Annotated in this window: 13 protein-coding genes and 1 tRNA gene; 1 reads left to right on the forward strand and 13 read right to left on the reverse strand. The window is 51.6% G+C overall.

What is annotated here, in order from left to right:
- Positions 1–18: 18 nt before the first annotated feature.
- From ACYVHX_RS01650 to ACYVHX_RS01710, 13 genes are all read right to left on the reverse strand, one after another.
- Positions 19–312 (reverse strand): hypothetical protein, encoded by a 294-nt coding sequence (locus ACYVHX_RS01650; protein WP_460669848.1) that lies wholly within the window; start codon positions 310–312, stop codon positions 19–21.
- Positions 313–404: 92 nt separating this feature from the next.
- Positions 405–3932: a tape measure protein gene (locus tag ACYVHX_RS01655; RefSeq protein WP_460669849.1), complete on the reverse strand. Its 3528-nt coding sequence runs from the start codon at positions 3930–3932 to the stop codon at positions 405–407.
- A gap of 116 nt (positions 3933–4048) precedes the next feature.
- Positions 4049–4279, reverse strand: coding sequence for a hypothetical protein (locus ACYVHX_RS01660; protein WP_460669850.1), 231 nt, complete (start codon positions 4277–4279; stop codon positions 4049–4051).
- A gap of 32 nt (positions 4280–4311) precedes the next feature.
- A complete protein-coding gene (locus ACYVHX_RS01665; RefSeq protein ID WP_460669851.1) occupies positions 4312–5715 on the reverse strand; it encodes a terminase large subunit in 1404 nt (467 codons plus the stop codon).
- A complete protein-coding gene (locus tag ACYVHX_RS01670; RefSeq protein WP_460669852.1) occupies positions 5675–6307 on the reverse strand; it encodes a terminase small subunit in 633 nt (210 codons plus the stop codon). Before ACYVHX_RS01670 ends, ACYVHX_RS01665 begins: the two co-directional genes overlap by 41 nt.
- Before the next feature lie 14 nt (positions 6308–6321).
- Positions 6322–6726, reverse strand: a complete 405-nt coding sequence (locus tag ACYVHX_RS01675) for a hypothetical protein (protein ID WP_460669853.1) — start codon at positions 6724–6726, stop codon at positions 6322–6324.
- Positions 6727–6754: 28 nt separating this feature from the next.
- Positions 6755–8164, reverse strand: a complete 1410-nt coding sequence (locus ACYVHX_RS01680; RefSeq protein WP_460669854.1) for a replicative DNA helicase — start codon at positions 8162–8164, stop codon at positions 6755–6757.
- Complete coding sequence (locus ACYVHX_RS01685) at positions 8161–8388, reverse strand: hypothetical protein (protein WP_460669855.1); 228 nt, start codon at positions 8386–8388, stop codon at positions 8161–8163. The genes ACYVHX_RS01680 and ACYVHX_RS01685 overlap by 4 nt, the downstream gene beginning before the upstream one ends.
- Complete coding sequence (locus ACYVHX_RS01690; RefSeq protein ID WP_460669856.1) at positions 8385–9230, reverse strand: DUF4373 domain-containing protein; 846 nt, start codon at positions 9228–9230, stop codon at positions 8385–8387. Before ACYVHX_RS01690 ends, ACYVHX_RS01685 begins: the two co-directional genes overlap by 4 nt.
- 174 nt (positions 9231–9404) lie before the next feature.
- The gene (locus tag ACYVHX_RS01695) at positions 9405–9716 is read right to left on the reverse strand and encodes a helix-turn-helix domain-containing protein (protein ID WP_460669857.1); all 312 of its coding nucleotides are present in this window, start codon (positions 9714–9716) and stop codon (positions 9405–9407) included.
- A gap of 83 nt (positions 9717–9799) precedes the next feature.
- Entirely contained in the window at positions 9800–10621 is an 822-nt protein-coding gene (locus ACYVHX_RS01700) for a hypothetical protein (protein ID WP_460669858.1), read from the reverse strand.
- A 36-nt stretch (positions 10622–10657) separates the two neighbouring features.
- Positions 10658–11971 carry a site-specific integrase gene (locus tag ACYVHX_RS01705; protein WP_460669859.1) on the reverse strand — a complete coding sequence of 438 codons (1314 nt, stop codon included), beginning with the start codon at positions 11969–11971 and terminating at the stop codon, positions 10658–10660.
- 183 nt (positions 11972–12154) lie between these two features.
- Positions 12155–12227 (reverse strand) — tRNA-Thr (locus ACYVHX_RS01710).
- Positions 12228–12322: 95 nt separating this feature from the next.
- On the opposite strand from ACYVHX_RS01710, the gene ACYVHX_RS01715 reads away from it, so the two are divergent.
- Positions 12323–14257, forward strand: coding sequence for an ABC-F family ATP-binding cassette domain-containing protein (locus ACYVHX_RS01715; RefSeq protein ID WP_460669860.1), 1935 nt, complete (start codon positions 12323–12325; stop codon positions 14255–14257).
- Positions 14258–14263: the final 6 nt, after the last annotated feature.

A 14263-nucleotide genomic window follows, 5' to 3' on the forward strand; every position in this document is an offset into this window, starting at 1 on the left:
CTATTTAGATAGAACTATTTAATGCCCGTCGTATTCCCGAGAAAACACTTGGTAGTCCTTGGGCAGAGTCAGTTCATTCTTGCCCACCAACGAATCGATCTCCTCCAGCTTCCAGTCCGACCCATCCACCCCGGCGCAGTCCCGGTAAAAGAAACCGGCGATGTCGTCTTCGTAGGTCTTGTGCCGGATAACCTCCCGGGTAGCAGCCGTCACAAAAGTCCAGTGGGTTAAACTGGCCACGTACCGCCTACTGCCTTTTTGCCGGATCTCCCGGGTTTCGCCCAAATAGACTTTTACCTTGTAGTGTCTCATCCGTTTCGATTTAGTTGCAATAAGAAAGAGCCCCAAGCCTTGCCTGTGATCCACCGGGTAACCGGGAGCGGCCTTGGGGGCTTATCGTCTAGTTAGGATCGGCGCGGTAAATGGTAGCGTTTGTTAAAATATTCCGTGCGGTTTTGTCCCTGTTGAATAAAGTTGTGGAATCCGTCCTCGTCGATGATCGTCTGGTGAACCGACTGCTTGGCCAGTGCCGCGGTCATGGCTTTTTCCACCCCTTTTTCGGTTAGGCCGGTACTAACCACAATCGGCGGCTGAGGGAACCGGCTTTCGTGCAAGCCTTTCAGCGTGGCCCGGTCCAAAAGCATCTGCTGCTCGGCCTGTTGCCGTACTTCCTGCTGTTTCCAGCTTCGGAGCAACTGATCCGTGTCGGAGGCTTTCAGGATCGTGTCCCCGGCTTTGGTGTCAATCACCGTTGGCTTATCGACCAGCGTGGCTGAATCGCCCCTGAGCCACAGCTCCGGCCCAGCTTCCCCGGCCAGGGCCAGACCCGAATACGAATCAGAGGCCTTTTTACCCTCCTTGTAAGCGGGCAGCGGCTTGGAAATAATCACTGCCGCCTGGGCTACCCCGTTGGCCAGGGCCAGATAGAATAAGGGGTTCAGGGGGGTGTATTTGGAGGCATTGACTGCCGTGTTGATGGCCACATCAAACAGCGCCTGATTGCGGTCGGCCAGCGCTTGTTTACGGCGGATGGCCCGCTCTTTTTTCTCGAATACCTCGTTGATCCGCTGCTGGGCTTCTTTGTTTTCGCCCGCAATAGCCAGTTCCCGTTCTTTTTTATCTTCCAGTTCGGCCAAGGCCTGGTTGCGGTAAGCCCGGTCAATTTCGAATAAAGCACCCGCAACCGTGGTCATCGTTTCACCCACGCCTTCAATGATTTGCCGCCTTTTTTGATATTCCTCTTCGGTGATTTTAACGTTTTTATCAGAAGTGGCCTGGTTGATGGCCGTAACGGAATCGCCCTGTTGTTTTACATTGGCGAGTTCTTCCTTGCGTTTGTTAGCCGCCTGCTGGGCTTCCAGATCCCTGATTACGTTGGCCGCTTCTGCTTTTTCGGCTTCGGTGCGGCCGGCCACCTCGGCCCATTTTTTAACGGCCTGGATTTTGGCGTCAATCAACTGATCGGTTAGCTTGATGTCCTGTCCGTAGAAATGGGACTGAATAGCGGCCACGTCTTTATAGTAAGCAACTTGATTTTCGAACAATTGCCGGTAGCCGTCCTCTTCGGTAAGCTGCCGTTTGGCCATTGCCTGCCGAATGCGCAGTTCTTCGGCTTCATATTCCCCGTTTCGCCCGGTCAAGGCGCGTTCCATCGATTCCCGAACTTCCGAATCGATGTCCTTTATTCCCTCCCTAACATTGTCCACCATGACTTTCAGACTCTGTTTGGCGGCATCGGTGCGGGCCTTGAGGAAATCGGCGCCCGCATCGCTGATGACTTTGTTTTCTTCCCGTAGCCCATCCTCAGCCGCTTTCTTTACCTCTTTAAAATCGGATTGGGCAGCTTTCAGTAGGATTTTATGCCGCTCCATGGCCCCTTTGATAATCTCATCGTACTTCTCTTTGGCAAAATCAGCATCCGACAGACTTCCGTCTTCATGGCGGGCTTGCAGTCCTTTTACCTGGGTTTGGGTATTGTCCCGGCTGGTATCCAATCGGGTGCGCAGTTTATCCACCGCATCGGCGGAGGCTTGTCGTTCGGCTTTAGCCTGGGCCGCATCGCGCTTTTTCTTACCTTCTTCCCATTCCATGGCTTTCTGGGCGGCTGCTTCTTTTTTCAACTGTTCGCCGGTAATGGCTTCCTGCTTCAAGGCCGCGGCATTGATTTCCTGCATCCGCAAAAGCTTCCGGTCGTACAGCGCAATCTGATTCTCCAGGGTTTTGATGAGGCTTTTCTGCTTGATGTCCTCAATCTGGCTGGTGGGCCGAACCTGTTTGGCCTGGTCCAGCCTGGCCTGTAAAGCGGACTGACGATCAATAAACTCCGACCGCCGAGCCGCCCGGGCTTCGGGGGTCAGGGCTTTGTACGCCTGCTCATCGCCGTAATTTGCTTTTCGGCGCTGGACGTACTCGTTGACCTCCTGGTTGTAGCCCGTCAGATCGGTAGCCAGTTTGAGAATCAGGCCCCAGTCTTTGCTTTGCAACACCAGGCGCACCTTCTCCAGCCGATTTGAAAGAATGTTAATAAAGCCCGCTACCGGACCGGTCGCCCCCTCTTCCTCATTGAGCATTTTAAGAAACAGCGCCACTTCGGTGTTGAGAATATTCCACTGCGCCCCGAATTTGTCAATGTTTTTCTGAGCCGAAGGACCATAAACGCGGTCGAGTTCGGTAGCCAGTTTGGGCAACACGTCGCGGGCGTACAGCTTGCCGTCTTCAACCAGTTTATTGAGCTTCATCTCCGAAACGCCCAAGGCCGTAGCCAGTAGTCGCATGGCCCCCGGCATGCGTTCGCCCAGTTGCTGGCGCAGTTCTTCCATCGAAACCTTGCCTTTGCTGACCATCTGGGAAATGGCGTACAAAGACCCCTCGACTTCTTCGTTCGATAACTGGAGCGTGGCGCCGGCTTCAATGACGCCTTTAAAAATCTGCTGGGTTACTTTTCCTTCCAGCGACGTTTCGCGCGTGGCGGCGGCCAGTCCCTTGTAGGTTTTGGTCAGTAAGAGATAGTTTTGGCCCAGATCCTTGGAGAGAGAAATCAAAAACTGCTGGGTCTGGTTAAAGTCCTCGTTGTCGCGGGTAACGGCCCGTAAAGCGGCGTCCATTCGTTCCATTTCGGTCATGATGCCAAAGGCCTGCTTTAAGCCGCTCAAACCAGCCTCAATCGAGATATAGCTTGCCCCAAAATTTAGCAGGTGCCCCTTCAGTCCCGAGAGCGCCGACGCATAATTACCGACGTTGCGCTGGTGGTTGCCCATTGAAGCATCCATTTTCTTCAATGCCGCATCCGATTTTTCAATCTGACGCTGCAGATCGACCGCGGCCCGGTTGTGTTGGTTGATGGCGCCCGTTGACTGGTTCCAGGCGTCGGGCATTGCCCGCAGCTTGGTTTTCATGTCGACCACCTGGCGCGACAGTCGATCGTAGGACCCCTCCGCGGCATCAATGGCTTGCTTGGCTTGCTTCAGGGCGGTGTCGTGGGCCTTGATAACGGCGGTTACCTGTTTGGTCTCGGCGGCAATCTGCCGTTTCTTGGCCAGGTAGCCCTTTTGGGTCGAGTCCAGGGCCTTGAACTGCCGGTCCAGCTCCTGCAAGCGGTCCTGGTAGAGTTTGACCGACTCACGCTGGGCCTGCTGGGCCTCGTTTAAGCTGACGATGTTTTTCTGGGCCGTCTGGTAGAGCAGGCCCAACCGCTGGACCTGCTGGCCGTACTCGGCCACTTTTTGGGAAGCGTCCGGATGGATCGGACTGATTTTGGCGATCTTCTCCGTCAACTGGTGCATGGCCGTGAAGGCCGACTGGGCTTGCTGACGGATGCGGGTGAGTTGTTTTTCGAAGGAGTTTCCCAGGCCCTCGGCGGAGGCTTCCAACTTGGCCAGTTCGGAATACCAGCGGGGGAAATTGACAAACTCTTCGGGCTGAAGCGCGGACATAGCAAATAAGGGCGTTACGGTGAGCGCCGTTACTTGCTGACGAGAGGCTAAAGATAGCCAATCGCTTTCACACCCCCTAACCTTTTCCCCCAAAAGTTGAGGCCGGCGCCGGCGAATCAGTACTGGGCAATCCGGTTCATTTCCTCCCGGGCCCGGTCGACCTGTTGCTGGTGCTGCTCGGGGGTTAAGCGGCCCATTGCCAATTCGTGGTCGGCCCATTGCATCGACGTCTGGACCCCGCTAACCAGAAATCCTTTGGCCCTTTCAATAATCTGCTGTTTGAGGGCGATCACCTGTTCCAAACTCCTGGCGGCCGGTTTGGCCTTCTGCTTTTTGTTTTTCTTCATGGGATTGGTTCTCATTTTGCTTTCTGCTCCGTCTAATCCTGTTCGATGCCGCCCCCGCTGCTTTGTTTGAGGTAGCGGGCACCGTAGCGGCTGGCGTCCAAGGCGTGGTTGAAGGCATCAATCGGAAGGTTGGTCGCGGCCCCGCCTTCCATAATCCACTCATACCGATTTAACTCATTTTGCAGGTTGTGGCTCTTTTCGGTCACAAACAAATCGAAGGTCCGTACCGTGTCAATTCCCGCGTTCAAACTGCCCGGTCCTTTGATGGCCCGCACAATGGTAAAGCCCTCTTGCCGTAAATCGCTGATGGTCCGTGGTTCGGCGCTGTCGGCAACAATCGTGTCACCGTAGCGAATGCCGGCGCTCCGGAGTTCTTTGGCCAGTAGCTTGGTGGTCAGCCCCTTTTTATAGAGTTTTTCTTCCAGGTAGAGCTTGGTCCGTATCTGACCGATTTTAACCAGGGCGGATGGGTCATTGGAGAAACCAAAGTCGAGCCCATACACCACCCGTTCGCAGTTTTTGGGAAATTCGGGCACCGTTGACCAGTGGGGATACACCAACGCTTCGGGGGAGGGTTTGGGGTCCTGCTGGTAGAGGCTGTTGAACGTAATGACATTATGGGTTTTAATCCGCTCCAGTTTTTCCCGTGAGTGGCGATCGGGCCAGAGCGCCTCACCCGGCTGCCGGGGGTCAAAAGAGGTGCCGTCGTTGGTTTTCAGTCCGGGGAAGGAGATGACCTGCCAGCCGTTGGGATTATCCAAACTCCAAACCCCGTCCCGCTCCAAAAGCCGCCCCGCCGGGTCGTCCTGATGCCAGCGGGTCATGATCAGCACCTGGGCCGAATTATTGTGCAGGCGGGTTTCAAACACGTCCGTATACCAATTCCAGGTGCTTTCACGGACGGTCAGGGATTGGGCTTCCTGGCGGTCTTTAATCGGATCGTCGATGATGCCCAGATCGACGGGCGTTCCCGTTAGCGAGCCGCCAACGCCCACCGTTTTAACAAAGCCGCGCTTGCCAACGATTTCAAAGAGCTCATGGTTGCGCAGCGCATGCTGGTTGCTGCCCAGTCCCACCCGGCTCTGGCTGAGTCTCGTATCCGGAAACAGGACGCGGTAGCGGTCATCGTCCATTCTGCGCTGAATATCGCGGTTAAAGCTGCTGGCCAGCGTGGCCGAGTAGGAACAAATCGCAATTTTGGTGTCGGGGGACTGGCCCAGCGTCCAGGCCGGAAAGCTCCGGGTCGACACCTCCGATTTGCCGTGCTGCGGCGGCAAAAACAACATGAGCTTTTTAGTCTCCCGCCGGTGCACCTGCTGAAGTTTGACCGCCATGACCCGGTGAAACCATTGGGGCGAGTAGTCGGTGCGGATGTAGGGAATAAAGTCGCTCAGGTTATTGCGGGCCAGTTGCCGCCGGCGTAATTCGAGCTTCAAGTTCAGCAACCTGTTGGCGGAGTTGGTCATCACTTAACTGGGTTAAATCTTCCAGGGGAATCGGGCCACCGTTGGGGCCGGAGTGTTCTACTTTTTTGATGTACTTGCCGTGGTACTGCAGCATCTTGTCGATGGAGTCTTTGGGGTCGACAATCTCGATTTCGGTGCTGATGATGTCGGCCACCGGCTCACCTTCAAAGTTCCGCTCGACGCGCACGGTCTGTTTGACTTTGCGCAGCAGATCCTGATTGTTCAGGGCACTTTCACTGGTCAGGTCGATCAGTCCCCGGTCGTTTAGAAAGGGCCTTAGGCTGCCGCGTCCGTAACGGGTGAGCCGGACGGCGGCCTCCTCGGTGGACATGGTCAGGTGCGAGAGCCGGGCTTCAATGGCGGCTGAAATCTCAACCTTTCTCAACAATCGGTAGCCGATGGTGGCCGCGGAGGCTTCATTGGCCGAGTAGCCGGCCCGGATGGCGGCCTGGGTGGCGTTGAAGTCCACGCCGTATTCCTCCACAAAGCGTTGCTGCTTATCGGTTAAATCGGAGCCGGTATCCTCCTGGGGGTCATTGGTGTACGGTGGTGTATCTTGCATAGTCGGGATAAAAATTACGGGTGCAGTTGGGTGAAGGTGGTGCTATCGATCGTATAGGGTTTGCCGATAGAAAAGTCTTCAAAGACCAGCCGTTGAACAAAGAGGGCCTGGGGTTTGAGTTGGGCTTCCTGCTGGCGGGTGATGAACCGGGTTTCTTTGGCTCCGGTGCCGTCAGTGATGGTTACTTCAAGGGTATTGGCGGCCTGATCTTCGAGGATAAGCAAATGCAGGCAGGTGAGCTTGTTCTTTTTCAGATACGCTTGCAAACGCTCTGGTCGATTACGGGCTAAGTCAGCCAGCATTTGCCGGTCAAAGGTGGGGTCCAGTAGTTGTTTCTCATCAACCAGGTCTACATAGTGCTGGGTGATCAGACCGGGTTTGGGCTTTTCGGATTGGGACTTTTGTTTTTCGAGTGCCATGATCAATGGGGTTTGAACGTTGGTGGGTTTAAAATTCGGCTTTCGCCAAAGGTTGATACTGGAAGGTTCCTTGCGGCGGTGGTTCGAATTGGAGTTGGTTGCGGTAATCCACCAGGCGGTTCGTGGCCGCATCGACGTAGGTGTAAGCGGTACCCACCCGGCCATTGCGGTTTTTGCAGACGATCAGGTCCAGTTGGTGGTCAAGGGTGACTTCAACGCCCAGTTCTTCGGCCTTCTGCAGTTTGTAGTAGTCGTCCCGGTAAAGCAGAATAACCACCGAAGCGTCCTGTTCGAGCTGGCCCGTCGAGCGCAGTCCCGAGATTTGCGGGCGCTTATCATCCTTCTTTTCATTATCCCGGTTGAGTTGCGCCAACTCGATCAGCGGAATGTTAATCCGGCGCTGCAGTTTCTTGAGCTTTTTGCTGACCTGGCTGGCTACTTCGTACTCGCCCCGCTGGGTCCGATCTTCAATGAGTTGCACGTAGTCGATGATGGCCAGTTCGATGTGATGCCGACGGCGCCAGTCGATTAGCAAATTCCGGATGTCTTCGATATCGCGGGGCTCATCATCGTAAAAATGGATGGGCAATTGTTCCATCTCCCCGGCCAGCCGGTGAATCTGGGCAAACTGGGCCTGAGTGATTTTGCCCGTCAGGATGTTTTCGTAGGGGATCAACAGGCTTTCGGCAAAGGCCCGAATGATCAGCTCGGCGGCATCGACTTCCAGACTAACGTAACCGACCGGCTTTCCGGCGCGGGCGGCCGACAGGGCGGCAAACAAACCGACAATGGTTTTGCCCATGCCGGGCCGGCCTGCAATCAGAATGATCCCATTCTGCCAGCCGCCGAAGTGGCTGTTGAGCTTCTTCAGACCCGTGTCGATGCCGGATATGCCGTCGGGTTTGTTCATGGCGGATTCGATCCGTTGCAGGGCTTCCGAAATGAATTGCTTCGTCGACTTCTCCCGGCTGATGGTCATGCCCGACGTAACCGTATCGGCCAGTAGGTTGACTTTGGCCGACAACGCATCAATTGACTCACCGCCGGCGTAAGCCGCAGTCAGAATGCTTTGGGTACCCAGAATGGTTTCGCGTTTGAGCCACAATTCCCTGAGGTGGTAACAATCCTGCTGGCTTTCCAAAAGCTGGCCTTCCTGGTCCAGACCGTCCAACAGGTCCGAATAAGCCGCCAGTTTTTTGAAATCTCCGGATTGCTTGAGGGCCTTGAGCACGGTTCCCATTCTGACTTTCTGTCCGCTGAGAAAAAGCGCATGCATCGTCTGCACCAGGAGTTTGTAACCCTCGTGGGTAAAGACTTCGCCTTGCAACAGGATCGCCCAGTGGTCGTTGAATAGTTTAGGCTTTGCGAACAGAGCGGCTACCACGGCGCGTTCGGTAGTTTCTTCTTTGGGTAGCGAGGCTAATGCTTTTGTGTTCATGACTTTCGAAGTTGATTGAGTTCCAGTTTGAGTCGTTCCGTTTCCGCTTCTTCTGGATCGACAAAAGTTGCGTCAGGAGGAAGAAAACAGGCCGTGGTTTTGAGCCTACTGACCTGGCGCCTTTCAAAACCCGATTGATAATCCCGAGACTTATAAACCCAAGCTCCATTGGGAAGCTGGACAGCATCGGACGGGATGCGGGCTATCTTAGGAAAATGTTTCATTTGATTTCGTTGGGTGATCGCCGGATGGGCTGACTAGTTTGTGACACTGAAGATCTTCTTCTGATTTGGTTAACAATCTTGTTAAAATTCGTATTGAAGCTGGCCATATCTTGAAAATGGTAATAAGGCCCCAGCGTTTCTGATTCAGCAAAAATCCATTTGAGGGTATCGATACTTTCTGAATCAGTTGGATCGCGGCTCAGACGATTTTTAGCGACTGTTTGGAGTTTTACGCCACACTTTTTAGCGTGGGCCCCATCTTTAGCATCCCAGTAATAATCCGGATACTTTTCCTCAATGGCCAGCCGGATTTTATGAGTCAGCGTATAGTCCTTTTGAGGCTTATCTTTTCCCGAAGAAGAACAATTAGTCGCATCAGCGACAGAAGAAGTATTATCTTCTTTTTTTTCCTTTTCTTTTCTTTGTGTACTTTCTGTGACAGAATCCGGAGTTTCTGTGACAGAAACCCTTTCTTTGGCTTGTTGAGCCGCTATTCGAGCCCGATTCCGTTTCTCAAAAACCTGCTCTAAACCTTTGTTTAGGTCCGTACAAATCAGATGTCCGGTAGTATTTCGGGCAAAAAGGCTGATTCTTTCCGCAAACTGTAGCAAACTGCGGATATCTGTGACAGAAACCCCCAAATCACCAGCCAGCAGATCAAGTTCCAAATCGTCGGTATTCAACTGGGTGAATTCAGCGTCCGTTAGAACTTCCATGAGCATCATCAGGATTCCATAACCGCTCACACCAAACTGAGCCCGGATCGCTTTGACGCGCCGGTCATTTCGGAAATCTGCGTTATGGGGGAAGTAGTCCGCGTTATTACGGGATGGGCGGGCCATAGCGATTACGAATATTCAGATGAGAAATAAATCCAGAAATTTTTCGTAAATTCGCCCTGATCTTCAAGCACATCGACGGAGTAGCTATTGGGTTGCAGTCTCATGGCTATTCCGTTTTTTGTTGCTGTATTGCCTGAATTAGCTGCAATTCTTCGGCAATTGGCCAGACATATTTCATGCAGCTTTGAATCGCCGAGATTCTTTAAGAGCAGCCAACACATCCGCTTTGCGATAGCGAACCCGTCCATTAATTTTAAGCGGAATTAGGACAGCTGGTCTATCATCGGTATCCTTCGCCCAATCATGGAGAGTAGTTAGTGAAACCTGTAGCTTTTCGGATGCTTGTTTACGTGTTAGCAGGTCAGGGAGGTTAGAATCTGCTGGGGTGGCTGGAGTAAAGTTAGCCAGTTCCTGACGAACGGCCCCTCTGACCAATTCTGTAAGTTGATCAGGGGTGACTTGGATTTGAGTGACTGTGCCATACATGGCTGTAGCAGGTTTGGTTACAGCTCAAAATAGGCGAGTTTTTATCAGATGATAGTTCCAGTGGAAGGAAGGTGGAATAAATTTTATGAAGAAGCCGCTCGTTCGTTAACCAAATCAAATAAAGTTTTGGTGAATGTATTTCCATCCTTAGTCACCTTATAAGTTCTCATTCTACCTTTCATTAGTCCGGTGACATCGATTGATATTCCAAGTCCTGACTCGATAAGACTGGATAGCTTTTCTTGAGTTATAGCTTGACCGCTTTCTGTGTCACTAATTCGTTCCGACTTTGCTAAAGCCCAAATCAATTCGGCCAAATCAGTTTTATTCCCTATCCATTTGAACAAAATATCGGGCTTGACAACAGTCTTTACAAAATTCTTAGCCAGTGGGGGTTCTTCTTCTGTAAAATTTATTTCATATTTAAATGCTTCTTTATAAATCGAAGACAAGGTGCTGCCAAAGCAAGAAGGGAGAGCAATTGCTGCAATATGATAAAAACTAAATGCAAGTGATTTCCCTTCAAACTCGGTAGATGCCGTTTTTATGAAGCTAGCTTGCTCAATAATTAGATCGCGAACTTGATTAACCCGTTTTGGTAACTTATCCAATTTTTTAAGATATCTTAAACGATTTGGCTCATCGCTGATACTGAAAATATTATCCTCAATCTCAATTTGGAATAATGCTATATTTGAATCAAAATCTTCACGAATTGAGATAAGTTGTTGTCTCCAATTATTCAAATCGATATCAATTTCTCTTCCCATTTGTTTAAATAATAGATCTGATTCCACACAAGCAACGATCTGTATCCACTCTTCAATCCATTGTTCATATAGATTAAGAAACTTGGTTTCTATGGTCCTTTTAGTGGGCTGCTGAGAATTGTTATAATCAGTCATTATTGCTAATTTTAGGTCTATTGGAAGATATAATTTTCACTCATTTAGTGGTCTAGAAAAGTGCGGATGCTCCAGCATCAACAAAGCATTTTGCTCCGAAGAAATTTTGATATAGCGAAGGAATACTGCCTCCGATTTATGACCGGTGATCTTCATGATCGAGACCGTGGGTACCTTAGCCAGAAATGCATTGGTAGCAAATGAACGCCGGGCCGTGTGGGTCGTCACCAGTTCCCATTTTTCCAGGTACCTCGTCTGTTTCAAACCACCCTTGGTCCTGCTTACTTCAATCCGTTCAGTCAGCCCAGCCCGCTGGCAAAGCTCTTTGACATAATCATTCATCTTTTGATTGCTGATCGTCTGGGGCGGGATTCCTTCGTATTTTGCCAGAATAGCCAGCACATTAGAATTCAGTGGGATCGAAACCCGCTCAGAGGTCTTGAGCGTCTTACGTGTTAGGATACGGCCATTGTGGGTAATGTTCTCCGGCCGAAGCTCGGAAAAGTCAGAAAACCGCAGACCGGTATACGCACCGATTAGAAACAGATCCCGAATACGGTCGAGCCGTACATTGCCGGATAAATCCAGCGTAAACAGCCGCGTCAACTCTTCATCGGATAAATACACATTATCGACGTCCTCGACCAGCTTCTTAAAATCCTTGTGCATGTAAACCGTATTGGTGTGCATGCCATCGGCGTGGGACTGTTTCAACATCACCTTCAGATCTTTCAAAAGCGTACCTACGTAATTCAGGGTAAGTCCCCTCCCCGTAAGCCAGAGTTTGAAATGATGGTAATAATCAAGCGTGAAGGACTCGAAAGCGGTTCGATTTCCCGTGTCAGTTTGGTACCGGTCCAGAATACGTTTCAATTTCATGTAACCTTCCAGCGTATACCTAGCATAGTGAATACTTTTTGAATTGAGCCTTTTTCCGGATTTAGCCTCCTTTACAAACCGGTCGATATAGTCAGGCAGCGTTTCAGGCTTTAGTTCTTCAATTTTTGCTTTTCTGGTGCGCCCCAGTGCATTATCGAGATGTTGGCTGATTGATTCGTTAGAAAAAGAAATCTGTGCCAGCTGCAGCGAATTTAGAACTTTCAGCAAAACGGAGCGCTGGCGTTCTAGGTGAGCATTAATTGTTTCGTTGGATTGACGCTGCTGACGATTCTTCATGTCCGTACGGGCCCGCTGATTTTCAGCATCCCACTCGGATGGGATAATAGTCTGCCCCGTTGAGGTTAGAAATCGTTTGTTGTCGTAGCGAAAAACAAGGTAGATAGTAGTCGGAAGATCAGCATTCGCCTTGTTCAACATCAACTTTACCGACTTCTCGGTAATCGTTTTCATGGATAGTACCGGGTTTGGTCACTACCAAGATACGAATAATAACAATACGTGGTGACGGATTTGGTGACGGATGAGCTTTATCAAACCGTATTATTAGTGATAAGGATTGATAAAGAAAAAGGGCTAATCAGTTGATTTTGAGCTTTTATACTCGAAAACTGATTAACCCTGATTCAAAAAATGAGCCTCCTACGGGATTCGAACCTGCGACCTACGCATTACGAATGCGTCGCTCTACCAGCTGAGCTAAGGAGGCAAAATGAAAGTATTCCTCATTTTTGTGGGTGCAAATATAACGGGTTCTTGACAAATCATGCAAGCAAACGCGGCAAAAATGCGTAAATTCGCGCCATGATTTCTCTTACCAACCTGTCTTATTACCTCGGAAGCCGGGCACTCTACGAAAATGCGTCGATGCACATCAAGCCCGGTCAGAAAATTGGTCTTATCGGCCTCAACGGAACCGGAAAATCAACGCTGCTGCGGCTGATCATCGGCGAATACCAACTCGACGGCGGGGTGATCTCCAAAGCGGGCGACGTTACCATCGGTTTTTTGAACCAGGATTTGCTGTCCTACCAAACCGACGACTCGATTCTGTCGGTGGCCATGCAGGCTTTCGAACGCCAGAACCACCTGCAAAAGCGCATCGATGCCCTGCTGCACGAAATGGAAGTCAATTACACCGACGCCCTGATCGACAAGCTGGCCCGCGCTCAGGACGAATTTGCGGCTCTGGACGGTTACACCATTCAGTCGAAGGCGGAAGAAATCCTGGAAGGACTCGGTTTTACGACGGACGACCTGCACAAACCGCTCCGGCAATTTTCGGGGGGCTGGCGGATGCGGGTCATGCTGGCGAAACTGCTGCTGCAAAAACCGTCTTTGCTGATGCTCGATGAACCCACCAACCACCTGGACTTACCCTCCATTCAGTGGGTTGAAAAATACATCCAGAACTACGAAGGAGCGGTGATTGTGGTTTCCCACGACCGCGAATTTCTGGACAATGTGGTTGACAGCATTGTGGAAGTTTCGGGCGCGAAGCTGAACTACTACGCCGGAAATTATTCGTTTTACGTCGAAGAGAAGGCGCTGCGTAACGAAATCCAGCAGGGCGCCTACGAAAACCAGCAGGCCAAAATCCGCCAGACCGAGCGGTTTATTGAGCGGTTTAAGGCCAAAGCGACGAAGGCCAAACAGGCCCAAAGCCGGGTGAAAATGCTTGAGAAGATGGAACTGGTCGATGCGGTCATCGACGAAAACGCCCGCGTCAACTTCCGGTTTAACTTCTCGACGCAACCCGGTCGGCACATCCTGCACCTGGATGATGTCACCAAAAACTACAGCGAGAAAAAGATTCTGACGCATACCACCGCCCGGCTGGAACGCGGAGACCACGTGGCGCTGATCGGTGCCAACGGAAAAGGAAAATCGACGCTACTGCGGATCATTGCCGGCACCGAACCAACCAGCAAAGGCGAACGGCGGCTCGGCCACAACGTTTCGTTTAGCTTTTATGCCCAGCACCAGCTGGAGTCGCTGAACGTGGACGACAACATGCTCGAAGAACTGAAATCGGCCAACCCGAACAAATCCGAAGCGGAACTCCGGACGGTTTTGGGTTGCTTTCTGTTCTCGGGCGACGATGTATTCAAGAAGATTAAAGTGCTTTCCGGAGGTGAAAAATCGCGGGTGGCCCTGGCGAAAGTGCTGCTGTCGCAGGCCAACTTCCTGCTGCTCGATGAGCCGACCAACCACTTGGATATGCAGTCGGTGAACATCCTGATCCAGGCGCTGGAGCAGTACGAAGGAACCTACGTGATCGTTTCTCACGACCGGTATTTTGTGTCGCAGATTGCCAATAAAATTTGGTACATCGAAGACGAGCAGGTGAAAGAATACCCCGGCACCTACGACGAGTACGAGTGGTGGATGGAAGAGCGCAAATTGAAGGGGGGCGAAACCAAAGCCAGCCCGGCCCCGGTTGCCGCCCCGGCCAAACCCAAACCGGCCGCCAACGATGACGAGCGCCGGGAACTGCAACGGGCTTTGAAAAAAGTGACGCAGCAGGCCGACGAGTTCGAGCAGAAAATTGCGGGGCTGGAAAAACAGAAAAAACAGTTGGAAACGGAACTGGCGACCCCGGCGGTGGTATCGGATGGCAAAAAGCTTCAGGCCAAAACCGCCGACTACCAGCACCTGAAAAACCAGCTTGACAGCGTACAGGAGCAATGGGAAGAAGCCATGCTCGAAGCCGAAGAACTGGAAAAGAAACTCGCCTGATCAAAA

It is taken from the genome of Larkinella ripae (assembly GCF_054780775.1).

Excerpts from the sequence above, each read along its gene's own strand:
- ACYVHX_RS01650 (WP_460669848.1), bottom strand. The coding sequence starts at position 312 with ATGAGACACTACAAGGTAAAAGTCTATTTGGGCGAAACCCGGGAGATC.
- ACYVHX_RS01675 (WP_460669853.1), bottom strand. The coding sequence starts at position 6,726 with ATGGCACTCGAAAAACAAAAGTCCCAATCCGAAAAGCCCAAACCCGGT.
- ACYVHX_RS01690 (WP_460669856.1), bottom strand. The coding sequence starts at position 9,230 with ATGGCCCGCCCATCCCGTAATAACGCGGACTACTTCCCCCATAACGCA.
- ACYVHX_RS01695 (WP_460669857.1), bottom strand. The coding sequence starts at position 9,716 with ATGTATGGCACAGTCACTCAAATCCAAGTCACCCCTGATCAACTTACA.
- ACYVHX_RS01660 (WP_460669850.1), bottom strand. The coding sequence starts at position 4,279 with ATGAAGAAAAACAAAAAGCAGAAGGCCAAACCGGCCGCCAGGAGTTTG.
- ACYVHX_RS01685 (WP_460669855.1), bottom strand. The coding sequence starts at position 8,388 with ATGAAACATTTTCCTAAGATAGCCCGCATCCCGTCCGATGCTGTCCAG.
- ACYVHX_RS01705 (WP_460669859.1), bottom strand. The coding sequence starts at position 11,971 with ATGAAAACGATTACCGAGAAGTCGGTAAAGTTGATGTTGAACAAGGCG.
- ACYVHX_RS01680 (WP_460669854.1), bottom strand. The coding sequence starts at position 8,164 with ATGAACACAAAAGCATTAGCCTCGCTACCCAAAGAAGAAACTACCGAA.
- ACYVHX_RS01655 (WP_460669849.1), bottom strand. The coding sequence starts at position 3,932 with ATGTCCGCGCTTCAGCCCGAAGAGTTTGTCAATTTCCCCCGCTGGTAT.
- ACYVHX_RS01670 (WP_460669852.1), bottom strand. The coding sequence starts at position 6,307 with ATGCAAGATACACCACCGTACACCAATGACCCCCAGGAGGATACCGGC.
- ACYVHX_RS01700 (WP_460669858.1), bottom strand. The coding sequence starts at position 10,621 with ATGACTGATTATAACAATTCTCAGCAGCCCACTAAAAGGACCATAGAA.
- ACYVHX_RS01715 (WP_460669860.1), top strand. The coding sequence starts at position 12,323 with ATGATTTCTCTTACCAACCTGTCTTATTACCTCGGAAGCCGGGCACTC.